General features: G+C 69.2%; 15 protein-coding genes and 2 pseudogenes. 8 read left to right on the top strand and 9 right to left on the bottom strand.

All coding sequences use genetic code 11. The features are described from left to right. Positions 1-434: 434 nt before the first annotated feature. Positions 435-1,286, top strand: a complete 852-nt coding sequence (locus ACRAKJ_RS18670) for a hypothetical protein (RefSeq protein ID WP_438925480.1) — start codon at positions 435-437, stop codon at positions 1,284-1,286. A gap of 15 nt (positions 1,287-1,301) precedes the next feature. Continuing rightward, positions 1,302-1,577, top strand: a pseudogene (locus ACRAKJ_RS18665) (transposase); the annotation flags it as partial. On the opposite strand, the gene ACRAKJ_RS18660 reads toward ACRAKJ_RS18665, so the two are convergent. The 6 genes from ACRAKJ_RS18660 to ACRAKJ_RS18635 all read right to left on the bottom strand — a co-directional run bounded on the left by ACRAKJ_RS18660 (position 1,578) and on the right by ACRAKJ_RS18635 (position 6,460). Then, positions 1,578-1,778, bottom strand: coding sequence for a hypothetical protein (locus ACRAKJ_RS18660; RefSeq protein ID WP_438925481.1), 201 nt, complete (start codon positions 1,776-1,778; stop codon positions 1,578-1,580). Between the two features lie 103 nt (positions 1,779-1,881). Beyond that, the gene (locus tag ACRAKJ_RS18655) at positions 1,882-2,616 is read right to left on the bottom strand and encodes an ATP-binding cassette domain-containing protein (RefSeq protein WP_438925482.1); all 735 of its coding nucleotides are present in this window, start codon (positions 2,614-2,616) and stop codon (positions 1,882-1,884) included. Further along, entirely contained in the window at positions 2,606-3,346 is a 741-nt protein-coding gene (locus tag ACRAKJ_RS18650) for an ATP-binding cassette domain-containing protein (protein ID WP_438925483.1), read from the bottom strand. The genes ACRAKJ_RS18655 and ACRAKJ_RS18650 overlap by 11 nt, the downstream gene beginning before the upstream one ends. Continuing rightward, positions 3,343-4,365 (bottom strand): ABC transporter permease subunit, encoded by a 1,023-nt coding sequence (locus ACRAKJ_RS18645; RefSeq protein WP_438925484.1) that lies wholly within the window; start codon positions 4,363-4,365, stop codon positions 3,343-3,345. Before ACRAKJ_RS18645 ends, ACRAKJ_RS18650 begins: the two co-directional genes overlap by 4 nt. Then, a complete protein-coding gene (locus tag ACRAKJ_RS18640) occupies positions 4,349-5,227 on the bottom strand; it encodes an ABC transporter permease subunit (RefSeq protein ID WP_438925485.1) in 879 nt (292 codons plus the stop codon). The genes ACRAKJ_RS18645 and ACRAKJ_RS18640 overlap by 17 nt, the downstream gene beginning before the upstream one ends. 6 nt (positions 5,228-5,233) lie before the next feature. Beyond that, positions 5,234-6,460, bottom strand: coding sequence for an amino acid ABC transporter substrate-binding protein (locus ACRAKJ_RS18635; RefSeq protein ID WP_438925486.1), 1,227 nt, complete (start codon positions 6,458-6,460; stop codon positions 5,234-5,236). A 454-nt stretch (positions 6,461-6,914) separates the two neighbouring features. On the opposite strand from ACRAKJ_RS18635, the gene ACRAKJ_RS18630 reads away from it, so the two are divergent. The 5 genes from ACRAKJ_RS18630 to ACRAKJ_RS18610 all read left to right on the top strand — a co-directional run bounded on the left by ACRAKJ_RS18630 (position 6,915) and on the right by ACRAKJ_RS18610 (position 11,001). Beyond that, on the top strand, positions 6,915-9,185 hold the full coding sequence (locus tag ACRAKJ_RS18630) for a rhamnogalacturonan lyase family protein (RefSeq protein ID WP_438925487.1): 2,271 nt from the start codon (positions 6,915-6,917) through the stop codon (positions 9,183-9,185). Between the two features lie 213 nt (positions 9,186-9,398). Further along, positions 9,399-9,545: a hypothetical protein gene (locus tag ACRAKJ_RS18625; RefSeq protein WP_438925488.1), complete on the top strand. Its 147-nt coding sequence runs from the start codon at positions 9,399-9,401 to the stop codon at positions 9,543-9,545. 218 nt (positions 9,546-9,763) lie between these two features. Further along, on the top strand, positions 9,764-10,288 hold the full coding sequence (locus tag ACRAKJ_RS18620) for a hypothetical protein (protein WP_438925489.1): 525 nt from the start codon (positions 9,764-9,766) through the stop codon (positions 10,286-10,288). 228 nt (positions 10,289-10,516) lie between these two features. Further along, the gene (locus ACRAKJ_RS18615; RefSeq protein ID WP_438925490.1) at positions 10,517-10,882 is read left to right on the top strand and encodes a hypothetical protein; all 366 of its coding nucleotides are present in this window, start codon (positions 10,517-10,519) and stop codon (positions 10,880-10,882) included. Beyond that, the gene (locus tag ACRAKJ_RS18610) at positions 10,873-11,001 is read left to right on the top strand and encodes a hypothetical protein (RefSeq protein WP_438925495.1); all 129 of its coding nucleotides are present in this window, start codon (positions 10,873-10,875) and stop codon (positions 10,999-11,001) included. The genes ACRAKJ_RS18615 and ACRAKJ_RS18610 overlap by 10 nt, the downstream gene beginning before the upstream one ends. 256 nt (positions 11,002-11,257) lie before the next feature. Here ACRAKJ_RS18610 and ACRAKJ_RS18605 read toward each other — a convergent pair. Further along, positions 11,258-11,629, bottom strand: a pseudogene (locus ACRAKJ_RS18605) (coproporphyrinogen-III oxidase family protein); the annotation flags it as partial. 16 nt (positions 11,630-11,645) lie between these two features. Beyond that, positions 11,646-12,056, bottom strand: coding sequence for an NUDIX domain-containing protein (locus ACRAKJ_RS18600; protein WP_438925491.1), 411 nt, complete (start codon positions 12,054-12,056; stop codon positions 11,646-11,648). A gap of 304 nt (positions 12,057-12,360) precedes the next feature. On the opposite strand from ACRAKJ_RS18600, the gene ACRAKJ_RS18595 reads away from it, so the two are divergent. Continuing rightward, positions 12,361-13,005, top strand: a complete 645-nt coding sequence (locus ACRAKJ_RS18595) for a hypothetical protein (protein ID WP_438925492.1) — start codon at positions 12,361-12,363, stop codon at positions 13,003-13,005. A 794-nt stretch (positions 13,006-13,799) separates the two neighbouring features. Here the strand turns inward: ACRAKJ_RS18595 and ACRAKJ_RS18590 are convergent. Continuing rightward, positions 13,800-14,168, bottom strand: coding sequence for a helix-turn-helix domain-containing protein (locus ACRAKJ_RS18590; RefSeq protein ID WP_438925493.1), 369 nt, complete (start codon positions 14,166-14,168; stop codon positions 13,800-13,802). Between the last annotated feature and the right edge of the window lie 872 nt (positions 14,169-15,040).

The raw sequence follows: 15,040 nt of genomic DNA, 5'->3' as shown, positions 1-15,040 counted from the left end.
GTACGGGCTGTCGCTTTATTTCCTGACCAGGGCCGCAGACCGCGCTGGCCACCGAGTAGTGGCGATCAGGCACCGTCAGCCAACACCGTCGAGAGTGAGGTCAAGCCAGATCAATTGCCGACGAACCACCCACAGGCCAACTCACCTGACCACAGACTCAGGTCGGCTGACCGCTGACAGAACAGCGACGCTGCGGAGGAATACCGCACGGTCGGAATAACACCCCTCCACCAGTAGTCCTCGGACTGCGCATCAGATGCTGCCCCAACCTGGAACCCGACGCCGACGGCTCGACCGGACGGCACCTCATCCGCGGCAACAAATACAAGACCGCCACCGACGAACACGGCGTCCACCAGTCCACCGGCCGCGAACGCGAAGCGCCCTGGGTCGCCATCACCCCCGTCGTCCACGCCATCCGTGTCCTGGAGCGCATGGTCCCTGCAGGACACCTGCTGTTCGACCGCAACGTGCACGACCTGTACAGGACCCGACGCGACACGGGCGCGCTCAAAAGCAACGCGTTGAGCGAGCGCATCGAAGCCTTCGTGACCTGGACCAACGCCGAGGCCACCACCCGCGGTCTTACCGGCGAGGTCATCCCGCCCGACCCCCACGGCCGAATCGGCACCGCCCGCTTCCGCAGGTCCCTGGCCTTGCACATCGCCCGCAAACCAGGCGGCCTGGTCGCCCTGGCCATCCAGTACGGGCACCTGCGCACCGCCGTGTCGGCCGGCTACGCCTCCCGGGGGCAGGGCGGCATCGACGAACTGCTCGATGTCGAGACCATCTGCGCGGTCGCCGACACCGTCGCCGACCTGCACCACGACCTGCACGAAGGCGTCGGCGTGTCCGGTCCGGCCGCCCGCCGCGCCGCCGCGACCGCGCCCCGCTTCGCCGGCACGGTCATCACCGCCACGACCGCGCGGCGACTGCTCGCGAACGAGGACGCGATGCTCTACGACAACCCGCACGCCCTGCTGCTGTGCCACTACAAACGGGCCACCGCGCTGTGCCACCGCGACGGCGTGCGCAACACCCCAGCCTCGACCACTGCGTCCCCGGCTGCGGCAACATCGCCCGCACCGACCACTACGCCGCCCCTGCTGCGCGAACGCACCGACCTGCTGGATCGACGAGCCACCCGCGTGCCAGGCCCGCTCGCCCAACGCCTGCGCGGCACCGCCGCGACGCTGCGCGGCCACGCCGATACCCACGACCGCACCCGCATCACCCCGAACAGCGGCGACACGCGCCGCCACGACACCGACGAGGACACCCGGTGAGTCCCGCACCCGACAAACCTCAATGTCCACAAGGCGCACGGGATGGTCGACTTCATCACCGCCAACCGGGACTGGCTGCGGGTGGTGCACCTGCCGTCCTACGCACCGGAGTTGAACCCGACCGAAGGCGTGTGGTCACTGCTCAAGCGGTCGTTGACGGACTTCGCCGCGGCCGACCTCGACCACCTGACACGGGTGGTGAAAAGGAAACTGAAGAAGATCCAGTACCGGCCCGACGTGCTCGACGGCTGCCTCGCCCAAACCGGACTGCCCCTCACGACGACAGCATGATCACGACATCCGCCATCGCTCATTTAACCTCTGTAACCGCGCGACCTCCGCCAGGACGAGGCCGAACCGGGAGGGGACGGGGTCTCGCGGGATCGGGTCGGCTATCGGGTCGTCGGGTGCGCCCCAGGTCGGGGTCGCGACCACCAGGGCGGCGATCACGGCGGTGACGACCGCGGTGGCTCGCCGGCTGCGCTTGCCCATCGTTGTCTCCCTCCCCGAGGGGGCCGGAATCGCCGGTCGCCTCGGAAGAACCGGATCCGGGATTCGCCCGGGGCGCGGGATGCCCGGCGGCGGTACCGGTGCGTCATGAATCGCGTGCGGCGCGGCCCAGGTACAGCTCGCCCAGTCGCGGGTCGGCCAGCAGGTCGCCGGCCGGGCCGCTGATGTGCACCCGACCCAGGTCCAGCACGCAGCCCAGGTCGGCCACCTCCAGCGCGCGCCGGGCGTTCTGCTCGACCAGCAGCACCGCCGTGCCCGCGTCGCGCATTCGCACGACCTGTTCGAACACCGTCGCGGTGGCCCTCGGGTCCAGCCCCATCGACGGCTCGTCCAGCAGCACCACGCGGGGGTTGACCATCAGCGAGCGGGCGAACTCTACCTGCTTCTGCTGCCCACCCGACAACGCGCCCGCCAACGCGCCCCACCGCTCGCCCACCACCGGGAACAGCGTCCGGACGAAGTCGACCCGCTCGGCCACCTCAGCCTTGTCCCGCACGGTGTACGCGCCGAGCAGGACGTTCTCCCCCACCGTCATCTCGCGGAACACGCTGTGCCCTTGGAGCACGTGCGACAGGCCGGCCGCCAGCAGCTCCTGCGGGCCGTGGCCGGTGACGTCGCGCCCGTCCAGGGTGATCCGGCCGGCGCGCGGCGCGAGCAGCCCGCTGGCCACCTTGAGCACGGTGGACTTGCCCGCGCCGTTGGGGCCGACGAGGCAGACCACCGACGCGGGCGGCACCCGCACGGTCAGCCCGCGCAGCACCAGCGCCGCGCGCCCGTAGCCGGCCTCGACGTCGACGAGTCCGAGCAGGTCAGCAGCCAAGGTAGGCCGCCAGCACGAGGGGGTCGGCGCGGACCTCGTCCGGTGGGCCCTGGGCGATCGGACGGCCCCGGTCGAACACGACCACGTGATCCGACAGGCTCATCACCACGTCCATGTTGTGCTCCACGATCAGGAAGGTCCGGCCCTCGGCGTTGAGTTCGCGCATCAGCGCACCGATCCGGTCGACCAGCGCCGGGTTGACCCCACCGGCGGGCTCGTCGAGCAGGATCGTCTCCGGTTCGGCCATCAGCACGCCCGCCAGTTCCAGCAGCTTCTGCTGGCCGTAGGACAGGTCCCGGGCCTCGACGTCGGCCAGGTGCTCGATGCCGACGCGGGTCAGCAGCCCCAGCGCCCGGTCCACGTCGGCCTGGCGGCGGGCCGGGGCCAACGCGCGCAGCACCGAGCCGGGTCGGACCGCCACCAGCAGGTTCTCCACGGCGGTCAGCCGCGGGAACACCCGGCACAGCTGGAAGCTGCGGCCGATGCCCGCGTGCGCGATCCGGTGCGCGGGCCGTCCGGTCAGGTCGCGGCCGTGGTAGGTGACCGTGCCGGCGTCCGGCTTGACCATCCCGGTGACGCAGTTGAAGAACGTCGTCTTGCCCGATCCGTTCGGGCCGATCAGGGCGTTGATCCGGCCGTGCCGGAACGTCACGGACGCCTCGTCCACCGCCCGCACGCCCCCGTAGGACTTGGTGAGGCCCTCGACCCGCAGGCCCCGCTCCGCCGTCACCGTCGCACCTCCTCGGCCAGTTCCTCCTGGGTGATCTCGCGGATCGACGCCCGCGCCGGCCGCAGCCGGTCCACCAGCCCGCGCAGTGCGGGGATGATCCCGTCGGGCAGGAACAGCACCACCACCGCGAGCAGCGCGCCCGTGGCGACCAGGTGCAGTTGCGTGTCGCCGTAGCGGGCTTTGAAGAACTCGGTGGCGTAGCCGACGACGACCGCGCCGACCAGCGGCCCGAACAGGCTGCGCACGCCGCCGAGCAGGCTCATCAGCACCATGTTGGCGCCGACCAGGATGGAGAACTGGAAGACGGGGTCGAGGAAGCCGAACCACAGGGCGTAGAGGCCGCCGCCCAGCGCGGTGAAGAACGCGGAGACCACGAACGCCGCCAGCTTGTAGCGCACCGTCGGCACGCCGAGCGACCGCGCCTTGTCCTCGTCCTCGCGGATCGCCTTGAGCCCCATGCCGAAGCGCGAGCGGTCGATCAGCCACCAGCACAGCAGCACCACCGCGAGCAGCACGGCGTGCAGGTGGAAGAACCGCTGGTGCTGCTCGGGCCGCAGCACGTCCGGGCCGAACGGGCGCGGCACGCGCAGCCCGTCGGAGCCACCGGTCACCGATCCCCAGCTCTGGAACACCAGCAGCAGGACCAGCACCACCGCGATCGACACGATGACGAACGACGCGCCCCGCGCCCGCAGCGCGGCGACGCCGACGGGCACCGCCAGCACCGCGACCACCACCCCGCCGAGCAGCAACGCCGGCCACGGGTCGATGCCGGCCCGCAGGACCAGCAGGCCGGTGGCGTAGCCGCCCAGGCCGGAGTAGGCGGCGTGGCCCAGCGAGATGTAGCCGGTGAACCCGCCGACGAAGTTCCACGCCGTGGCCAGCACCGCGTAGCTGATGATCACCACGCCGACCGACAGCACGAACGGGTCCGGGGCCAGGCGGGGGAACGCCACCAGGAAGGCGGCCAGGCCGACCAGGCCGACGGCTTTCAACACCTGCTCAGAACCGCTGCGCAAGGCGGCCTCCGAAGAATCCCCGCGGGCGCAGGATCAGCGTCACGAACAGGGCGGCGTAGAAGAACGTCTGCGCCCACGTGGTGCCGAGCGGGATCTGGAGGAGGTTCTGCCCGATGCCCAGCAGCAGCGCCGCGACGGCCGCGCCCGCGACGCTGCCCAGGCCGCCGACCACGATGATCGCCATGAGCGGCCCGATCCAGTGCCAGTGCAGCGACGGGTAGATGGTGGAGTCCAGCGCCAGGGCGGTGCCGCCGACGGCGGCGGTGGCCAGGCCGAGCCCGAAGCCGTACCCGGCGACCCGGTCGGTGTCCACGCCGAGCAGCCGGGCCGCCTCGCGGTGCTGCATGGTGGCCCGCAGCGCCTGGCCGAACCTGGTCACCTTGAGCAGCACGTGCAGCCCGGCCAGCGTCACCGCGGCCAGGCCGAAGGCGATCAGCTTGACCAGTGCGACGTTGGCGCCGAACAGCTCCAGCCGCGCACCCGAGTAGGACAGCGGCACGCGGCGGTGGGTACCGGTGAAGACGAACCCCAGCACGCCCTCGACGACCAGCGCCACCGCGAACGTCAGCAGCACCGACATCATGGTGAGCGTGGCCGTGCGCAGGCGGGCGACCAGCAGTCGCTGCACGGCCACGCCCAAGGCGAAGAACAGCGGCACCGTCACCGGCAGCGACAGCATCGGGTCCAGTCCGGTCCCGACGGTGAACGCCCAGGCCAGGTACGCGGCCAGCACCAGGAACGCGGAGTGCGCGATCATCACCACGCGCATCACGCCGAAGTAGAGGGTGAGACCGGCGGCCAACAGGGCGTAGAGGCCGCCCATCAGGACGCCGAGGACGAGGCTCTGGAAGACGAGGGACACCCGGGCTCACCACGCGGGCTTGGGGTAGACCAGCTCGGTTTCCCGCGCGTCGGCGGGCAGCACGATGCGGATCTTCCCGCCGACGTACTGCTGGATCAGGTGCGCGCCCTGCGGTCGGCCCGCGGAGTCCCACCGCAGCGGGCCGACGACGGTCTGCACCTCGTTGGCGTGCAACCAGTCGATCAGCTCGCGCTGGCACTCCGGCGAGGGGTCGGCGCAGCCGGCCGCGGTGACGGCGGCGGCGACGACCTGGCCGGTGGTCCAGGCGTTGGCCTCGTCCTCGGTGGGCGGGGAGCCGGTCTCGCGGGTGTGGAAGTCGACGAACTCCCGGTTGGACGGGTAGTCGGCTTCGGGCGTGTAGCCGGTCGGGGACAGGATGCCCTCGGTCTGCGCACCGATGGCCCTGGCGAACTCGGGGTTGGTCGGCGCGGTGGAGAACGCGGCCAACTTCGGCTGGTAGTCCAGTTGGCGCAGGGCCACGATGAGGTTCACCGCGTCCTGGTACTGGGTGCCGCCGACCACGACGTCCGCGCGGGAGTCGGCGATCTTGGCGGCGATGGAGCCGAAGTCGGTGGTGTTGGGCGGGTACACCTCGTCGACCACGGTCCGGATGCCGGCGGCGGCCAACTCCTCCTTGAGGCCGTTCGCGGTGCCCTGGGCGAACGGATCGTCCATCACCGCGTAGGCGGCGGTCTTCGGGCGGGTGGCCTCGGGGATGGCGGTGATCGCCTCGGCCAGGTGGTCGTAGTGGTCCTGGGCGATGGCCGGCGCGGCGTAGAACAGGTTGTCGAAGCCCTGCTCGAACACCTCACGCGCGGCGCCCGCCGGTTCCACGAACAACATGCCGTAGTCGCGCGCCACCTGGGCGGCCGGGATGACCAGGCGGGTGGAGAACGGCCCGAAGACGAGGTCGACACCGTCGGAGTTGATGAGCTTCTCGTAGTCGGCGGCGACCCGGTCGGCGCTGGACTGGTCGTCCAGGACGATCAGCTCGACCTCGCGGCCCAGCAGCCCGCCGTTGGCGTTGACGTGCTCGGCCCACGCCTCGTAGCCGCGCTGCACGCCCTTGCCCGGTTCGGAGAAGTCGCCGGTCAGCGGCAACGAGACGCCGATGCGGATGGGCCCGTCACCGCCGGCTCCCCCTTCCGCCGGCCGGCCGCCGAGGCAGCCGGAGACCAGCAGCGCCGCGGTCGCGCCGAGGGCGCCGATGCGGAGCCCGTGAGCCGTATCCATCGTCCACCCGTCGTCGAGGGATGAGGTAAGCGCTTTCCGAGCATAGGAATCGCCGAGAGCTGTGACAAGCGCCATATCAGGTGGTGCCGACGCCACCAGGACCACGCCCGGCATCCGGGCCTCCCGAAGCGACTGCCACGCGGGCCCCGCAGTCCGGTTCCGACCGAGACTTTGCGCCGAGGCTGTTGACACCGGGACGGCGACGTTCGTACGGTCTACCCCGGCAGCGTTGGCGCCAGAACGTCATGGGCGCCAACGGATCCACACGATCACCAAGGCCGCCCGAGCGACCCGCGACTGAGGTGCCTCTTACCCGGATAGCGCTTTCCGGTAGCCGTCGCGTTCATTGAAACGTTTCATGTCCGACGTGGCACCATCCTGCGGCTTTGCTGGTGCGGGATGACGCCTCGCCACTACTGGGAGCGTTCCCAGAAGCTGTGACGAAGGAGCAACAGTGCTCATCAACTTTGTTCGGGGACGGGCCGTCCCCCCGTTCTTGCCCGGGCGGCGCGTCGCGCTGCTCGCCGTCGGCGTCGCCTTGACCGCTGTCGGGAGCGGTGTCGCCATCTCCCCGGCGTCGGCGGCTCCGACCCGCTACGAGGCGGAAAGCACACCGGCCACCTGCGCCGGTGCCCTCGAGTCCAATCACGCCGGTTACTCCGGCAGCGGGTTCTGCAACGCGGACAACGCGGTCGGGGCGGCCGCGCAGTTCACCGTCACGGCACCCGCGGCGGGTTCCACGACCATCGCCGTCCGGTACGCCAATGGCGGGACCGGCAACCGCCCCGCGGACGTTCTGGTCAACGACGCGGTCGCCCACCCGGGCACCGCGTTCGCCCCGACCGGTGCCTGGACCACTTGGTCCTCGAAGACGCTCACCGTCCCCGTGAACGCCGGCACGAACACGATCCGGTTGAGCCCGACCACCGCAGAGGGCTTGGCGAACGTCGACTACCTCGAGGTCGACGCCGCGGGCGACCCGCCTTCGGGCAAGCAGGTGGAGGACCTCGACCGGGGCCTGGTCAGCGTGCGCTCCGGGTCCGGCAACCTGGTCTCGTGGCGGCTGCTCGGGACCGAGTCGCCCTCGACCGGGTTCAACGTCTACCGGGGCTCGACGAAGGTGAACGGCTCGCCGATCACCGACTCGACCAACTTCCTCGACCCCGGGGCGGCGGGGGACGCGTCGTACACGGTCCGCGCGATCGTGGACGGGGTGGAGCAGGCGCCGTCCGCGCCGTCGGTGCGCTTCACCGGCGGCAACCACCTGGACGTGCCGATCTCCCGGCCGGGGAGCACCTACACGGCCGGTGACGCGAGCGTCGGCGACGCGGACGGCGACGGCCAGTACGAGATCTTCCTCAAGTGGGACCCCAGCGACCAGAAGGACAACTCCCAGTCCGGTCGCACCAGCAACGTCTACATCGACGCCTACAGGCTCAACGGACAGCGGCTGTGGCGCGTCAACCTGGGCCGCAACATCCGCGCCGGCGCGCACTACACCCAGTTCCAGGTCTACGACTACGACGGCGACGGCCGGGCCGAGCTGGCGGTCAAGACCGGCGACGGCACGGTGTCCGGCACGGGTCAGGTGATCGGCAACGCCGACGCCGACCACCGCAACTCCTCCGGCTACATCATCACCGGACCCGAGTACCTGACCGTCTTCAACGGCCTCACCGGCGCCGTCATGTCCACGGTGCCCTTCGACCCCGCCCGCGGCAACATCTGCGACTGGGGCGACTGCACCGGCAACCGGGGCGACCGGTTCCTGGCCGGCACCGCCTACCTGGACGGGCAGCGCCCCAGCATCATCATGGGCCGCGGCTACTACGCCAAGAGCGCCATCGCGGCGTGGGACTTCCGCGACGGGCAGCTCACCCGGCGCTGGAAGTTCGACTCCAGCTCCGCGGGCAGCCAGTGGGGCGGCCGCGGCACCCACTCCCTGTCCATCGCCGACGTCGACAGCAACGGCACCGACGAGATCATCTACGGCGGCATGACCATCAACGCCAACGGCACCGGGCGCTACACCACCAACTTCTACGCCCACGGCGACGCCCTGCACGTCGGGGACTTCCTGCCCAACCGCCCCGGCAAGGAGATCTGGCAGATCCACGAGCAGAGCTCCGGCGCCGCCGCGACCCTGCGCGACGCCAACAACGGCGCGGTCATCATGCAGAAGAACAACACCTGCAGCTGCGAAGGCCCGGCCCGCGGCGCGGCCGGCGACATCTACGCCGGGAACCCCGGCGCCGAGTTCTGGGGCAGGGGCACCGGATTGACCAGCCTGTTCAACGGCTCCGGCGGCAACATCGGGCGCACGCCGGGCAGCGCCAACTTCCTCGCCTGGTGGGATGCCGACCCGGTGCGGGAACTGCTGGACGGCAACCACGTCGACAAGTACGGCACCGGCGGTGACACCCGCCTGCTCACCGGCACCGGGGCGCACTCCGTCAACGGCACCAAGTCGACCCCCTCGCTCTCCGGTGACCTGTTCGGCGACTGGCGCGAGGAGGTCATCCTGCCGCGCGACGACAACGCCGCGCTGCGCATCTACGCCACGACGACGCAGACCGACCGGCGGATCCACACCCTGATGCACGACACCCAGTACCGCGTGGCCATCGCCTGGCAGAACACCGCCTACAACCAGCCGCCACACCCGAGTTTCTTCCTCGGCAGCGGCATGAGCACCCCGCCCCAGCCGAACATCCACGTCCGCTGAACCCGATCCGTGGGCGGGCCGGTCAACCGGGCCGGCCTGCCCACGGGGCTTGCCCCAAGGGCGGGCAGTCAGCGTTTCCGCTGGTCACGCAATGCAGTTGCAGGAGGCACTACGCAGGGCAACGGATCTCGTCGGTGCAGGCGGTCAACCAGGACAGCTTGTTCCGAAGGAGCTCCGTTGCCCCGTCATGGAGGTTTCTCAGCGAAATGCGCCGTGGGTGCCCGCTATCGGGAGATCGACGCGCGTGCCCTGCACGATCCCGTCGCGGCCGAGAAGGTATCCGGCGAGGGCAGCACCGGCGGCGAGTTGATGTCTTCCGACGACGGCTTCGACACCTGCACCCTGCGGCTGCACGAGTAGGAGTTCGACTCCACCTGGACGATGTACCTGCGGGTGGCGCAGGAGTACAACGCCGCACTGCGCCGCGAGGCGGCGCCCGAGCAGATCGGCGGCGTCGAGTTCTACGTCAAGGAGAAGGCGCACCGCAGCTCGGTTGCGAACTGCCGGCCGCTGGACGGCACCTACGCTGTCGTGCTCGACGTGCACGCCGACGACCGCGACAACGTCGTGCGACCGGTGTGCGACTCGCCCGCGACCACGTCGGACAGATCATGGACCGGTGGCGCGACCTGCCACGCTACGACACGGGCCGCACGCAGCCCACGGTGCCGCTGGCGCTGCGTGACCCGTGCCAGGCGCTCACCGCCGTGGTCGACGACTTCGGACCCGACGCGGAGATCCAGCCCCAGGAAGTCTACGAGTGCAGCATCGGCCCCGGCTCCGGCGGCACCGTCATCCCCCAGGGCAAGGCCGGGGCCGGGGGCGGTGAGGTCACCGTGGTCTACGGCGTCGCCGAGGACCCCGCACGCGACCTGACCGTCTCGCCCGACGAGTACCAGGCCGCCGACATCGCCGGCTACAAGGCGGTCACGGGCATGCGCGCCGGGCAGTGCCGCACCGTCGCGGGCTGGGACCCGGATACCACGATCGTCGAGGACCACCGTGACGACGACGCCCTCCCGTCGGTGCAGATCGTCCGGATCGACACCCCGACTGCGAACAGCGGTCGAAGAAGCTGGTCGAGAAGATCCTGTCCGCGGTAGGCACGCAGTGAACCACCCGAGACTTCTCGGCGCCGCGCTCCTGGCGGCCGTCATGATGCTGTCCACCTGTAGCACCCTCGTCAGTGGCACTGCCCGACCTCAGATCAGCGGTGCCGCGTCGGCATCCGGCGACGGCTCCCGACCTGAGGTGTGCGACCGCGCACCCGACCCGGACAGCTGTAGCGAGTACCGGCACACGGAGCTGGCCACGGGCCAGCGGTTGTTCGAGTGTGGACGGCGAACGAGGCCACGAGTTCGCAGATGCTGTGCAGCGCGCTACCCGACCAGACCTGGCAGCGGCGGCTGGGAGCAGGCTTCTACCGCTACGGCAGCGACTCCACCTGGTGTGAGCTGTGGTCGGCCGACAACCAGGTCGCGATCAAGCTCGACCTGTTCGGCGCCGCGCCGCTGGGCGAGTACCTGACCCGGTTCCAGGCCGACCCGGACCTCGCCGCCCTCACCCGCCAGGTGCAGATCGCCGGAGTTGCGGCGATGACCACCGGCCTGGCCGGCGGCGCCGACGGCATTGGCGCGACGGCGAGCAGATCACCCTCGCCCCGCACGGCGACGCCGAACGGCCCGGCGTGCTGTTGATCCACCTGGAGCTGCACCCACCGCGCGGCCGCCCCTCCTCCACCCCGGTCGACCGCAGCCGCATCGCCTTCCGCGACGACCTCGCCGGCGCGCTGCTCGACGCGCTCTACCCGCGATGACCAACCGCAGACACGGAAAACCTTGATGTACACCGGGACCCGCACAAAGCCGATGCTCGCCGCCGTCGCGGCGGCGATGACCTTGACCGCCTGCACCAGCACCATCCCCGGCACCGCCACACCGGCCAACAGCACAATCGCCGCTGGCAGTTCGTCGGCCGCCGCGACAACACCGACACCCCGGCCGGCGGCATCGGAGTCGGACTCGCCGAACGCGCACGGACCGGATGAGCCGTTCCAGCAGGACGGGCGGCAGGATCGACGGCGTGCCGCCCCCGACGTAGAGGGTCGTCACGGTTTTGCGCTCGGTCAGGTCCGCGAGCCTCGCGGCTTCGTCGAGCACGGTATCGACGTACCCGGCCAGGTCCTTGTTCACGTCCGCGACGGCGTAGAGGTCGCAGAATCGGCAGATCTGACGGCAGAACGGCACATGGACGTAGAGGTTCAGGTCGTCGAACCTGTGCAGCGAACGGGCGATCGCGCCGGGGACGGCAGCGGCCGTCCTGTCGTCGAACGCCCGGCACACCTGTCTGGGTGGACAGGAGTAGACGTAGTCGGCCCGCGTGTTCGCGGCGATCAGCTCCGTCAGCCGCGTCCGGACCGAGGGCTCGCCCACGACGATCTGCATGGGATCCTCGCAAGGTTCAAATGCTGATGTTGCCCTCGGTGACCTCGCGCAGGAAGTTCCGCGCGTTCGGCGACAACTCCTCGACCATCGCGGCGAGCTCGGTCACGTGGTAGTAGCCCCAACGGTCGTGGATGTGCTGCTCCAACGCCTGCGGTTCGCCCGCGGTGATCCGCGCCAGGAACCATGTGTAGACCATCGTGCGCCCGTTCTCGACGAATGACCGCGTCCCCAGATTCTGACCGACGGCGACTTCTACCCCCATCTCTTCCCTCAGCTCCCGACGGGCCGCGCTTTCGGGGTCTTCGTCCGGATAGAGCTTGCCGCCGGGAATTTCCCATTGTCGCAGTTCAGGCGTGTTGCGGTGGAGCAGCAGAACACGGCCGCGGTCATCCCTGATCACGCATCCGGCCAGTTTTACCTGTTGCATCGAATACCCTCCCGTTCGTCCCTTCGGCGGCAGAGGGTAGTGGTGTGGCCGATCGCCGACATCGAAGAAGCCAGTGAACCACTGCTTCGGGTGAACCCAGCACGACCCACGAGGCACGGAATAATTAACCGCAATATTGCGGAACTGCTGCAGCTTCGTCCAACAAGCGGATTACCGCACCATTCGTTGCCGCGTCGCACACCACTTCGAGTACGGTCGAGTCTCGGGTCGAGTACACCCGGCGCACGTTCAGGATCGCCCACCCACCGGCGAACGGAGGAGTTTCGGGCCGATGAAGATAATCGTGTCCGGTTTGACCGCGACCGGGAAGACGACACTCTGCCGAAGCCTGGCGACCGGCCTGGACGTGCCGTACGTCAGCGCTTCCCGGATCCTGTGGGAAAACCTGCATGACCCGAACGGGGAATGGTCACCAGCCCTCGACTGGCAGCGCACGGACCTGTCGGTGGAACGCGCCGTCGACGCGGCCGTGACGAGCGCTCTGCGTGACCACGACGCAGGCGTTTTCGACTCCTGGGGCCTGCCCTGGTACTCCGACGAGCCCGCGACGCGGATCTGGCTGGAGTCGAGCCGGGAGAGCCGACTGCGGAAGTGCTACGTGTCGTACTTGCAGCGCGGAACGCCGAAGACGTTCGAGGAGTGCGCGTCCATCATGGACACCAAGGACGCGATGAGCCACACCGTGTTCCTGGCCAACCACGGATTCGACATCCTCACCGACCGGGAACCGTTCGACATGATCGCCGACTGCTCCGCGCAGATCCCGGTGGCGACCCTAGAAGAGGCCGAGGCGGGCGCGCGAACGACCTACCGGGCCGTGGTCGAAGCACTCGCCGATCGACACCTGGTCGACCGCCCCACGTTCCCTCCCACCTGGTCGACATCTGCCGATCCACACGGCGGCACCGCGATCGAGTGGAGGCGATGAATCCGTGGCACGCCGCCGGAGAGAGGCCGCCAGCGTCCACCTGAACCGCACCGGATGTCGAGCCCATCGGCACCACCTACACGTTCGGATCTTCCGCAGAACGGAGAGTGATCCCTGGTTCAGGACGCTGGCCTGGCTCTACTGCGTCTCCCCTCGTCAGCTGGGGTCTATGCAGCACCAGGGGGTAGTCGACCTCGTCCGAACGGGGTCGACGCCCTCCGCGTGCTCAAACGGCATCCCCTTGGTATCGAGTTCGGTGATGCCACGAGGCAGTCGGCCGGCCCGCCCCGAAGACACTGCGCCGCGTCGTACGCGTCGTGCTCGACCACCAGGACGGACAGCTCCAGGACGGCGCACCCTGCTGATACTGGAGTGACCATCACCGACCAGGCCACCCTGTACTACATTCCGAGATCTCGAGGGAGTGGGTCGCCGCGTCGGCGATAGTGGCCGATCAGGGCCCTGCCGAGATGGACCTGGTGCCAGAGATCGCGGCGATCGCGGCGACCGTGTCGACGACGCGGGTCAGCACGGTCGCGGCCAGCAGCCCTCGGATCGCCGCGGTCGAGAAGGGCAGCAGTACCGGCCTCAGCCGGTCGCCTTGCTCTCCTGGAGCGGCACTTCTTTTCCCTGGCTCGCACGGGTGACCGCGAGGAATGCCTGTGCCAGCATGCACATCGTGACGTGCCGGCCCGACTCCGGAGCCCACCACGACCACGTCGGAAGGATGCTCGAGGGACCTCACAACCGCGAGGTGACACCTGTGCCCGAGGGCCGATCGCGGGCCACAGCCGTCAGTTCGAGGTGCACGCGTGTTCGCTTCCGACCGTCTCGCACCACTCCAGCCACACCGGACCGAGGGTGTACCTGCCGGCGTCCTTCTCCAACGCACCCAGCTTCACCAGGGTCTTCGCCAGGCGGTAGGTGGTGGGCAACGGCAACCGAGCAGCGCGGCTCATCTCGGTGAGGTTCAACGGCTTCTTACCGCCGGCGACCTGTTCCAGCACGTGAAATGCCCGCTCCAACATCGACCCCTTGCCTCTCTCATCAGCCGCGTCGTCCGCGTCACTTGGGCTCTGCGGCACTTCCTCCTGTGCTTGCGCTTCCCCCTGCGCACGGTCGGACCGCCAGTTCCCGCCGCGGTCCTCGCTGGTGAACGACATGTAATCCCTCCCTTGTCTCCGCAGACGACCGACCCTCCGGCGGTCGTCGCCTACTACCGACTGCACGGACATGACACGCCGTCGTAGGCGCGCCAGGTGCCATCTCGGGCCACCTGGATGTCCCTGTCGGTTGGATGCCCGGCGCGCAGCGGTGTCGGTCCCCACCTTGCCTCAAGCGAATTCGTCGACGCGATCCCGAACCCACTCAGTGGTGCAGGCGCCAGCGAGCAGCCGTTCGGTCGTATCACTCGCGCAGGCATGCCGCATCCTGTCCAGCGGTTGATCGACATGCTCGCTCGACTACAGGAGGTCGTCTACGTCACTGCGCATGCCTTCACATATAACAATCCCCACCGGCATCCGTCCACCGTCGCAGCCTCAGGAGCAAAGCCCCGGAGAGGCCGCTACCGCCCGCCAACCGATGAAAGCATATGCCATCGGTATTCCATGTCAACGCGAACGGAACTCCCAGAGGCGTCCACCGAGAAGAAGCGGTAATCACGTAGACCCGTAGTTTCGCGCGTAACCAACCCCTAGATCGCGCAGAAGCGGGCACGTAGCAGCGCATGAAAGGCCTCTCGACATGCATGAACGCCGCACGCGGTCACTCAAAGGCAGACTGTTGTCACTCTGTGTCAACAAGGTCTGCGGACACCCTTCAAAATCAGCCAAGCCGTCACGAGACTCCGTAATTAACATGTGAATATCGGCGTGTCGATTGTCCCGCCGAACGGGAAAAGCTCGTCACTTACGCGTACCCGACATGCCCTCAGGCGATGCGCACCCCCTCTACGTGGCCACCGGCAACACACTAAGTGGTCCTGCTACGTGTTCACATCGGCTACTACGTGGCTGCCCTTATGGCGCTTCCA

This window comes from Saccharothrix sp. DSM 118769, from assembly GCF_052936295.1.
Note: the sequence above shows the minus strand (reverse complement) of the source record. Positions and strands in the feature narration are given on the sequence as shown.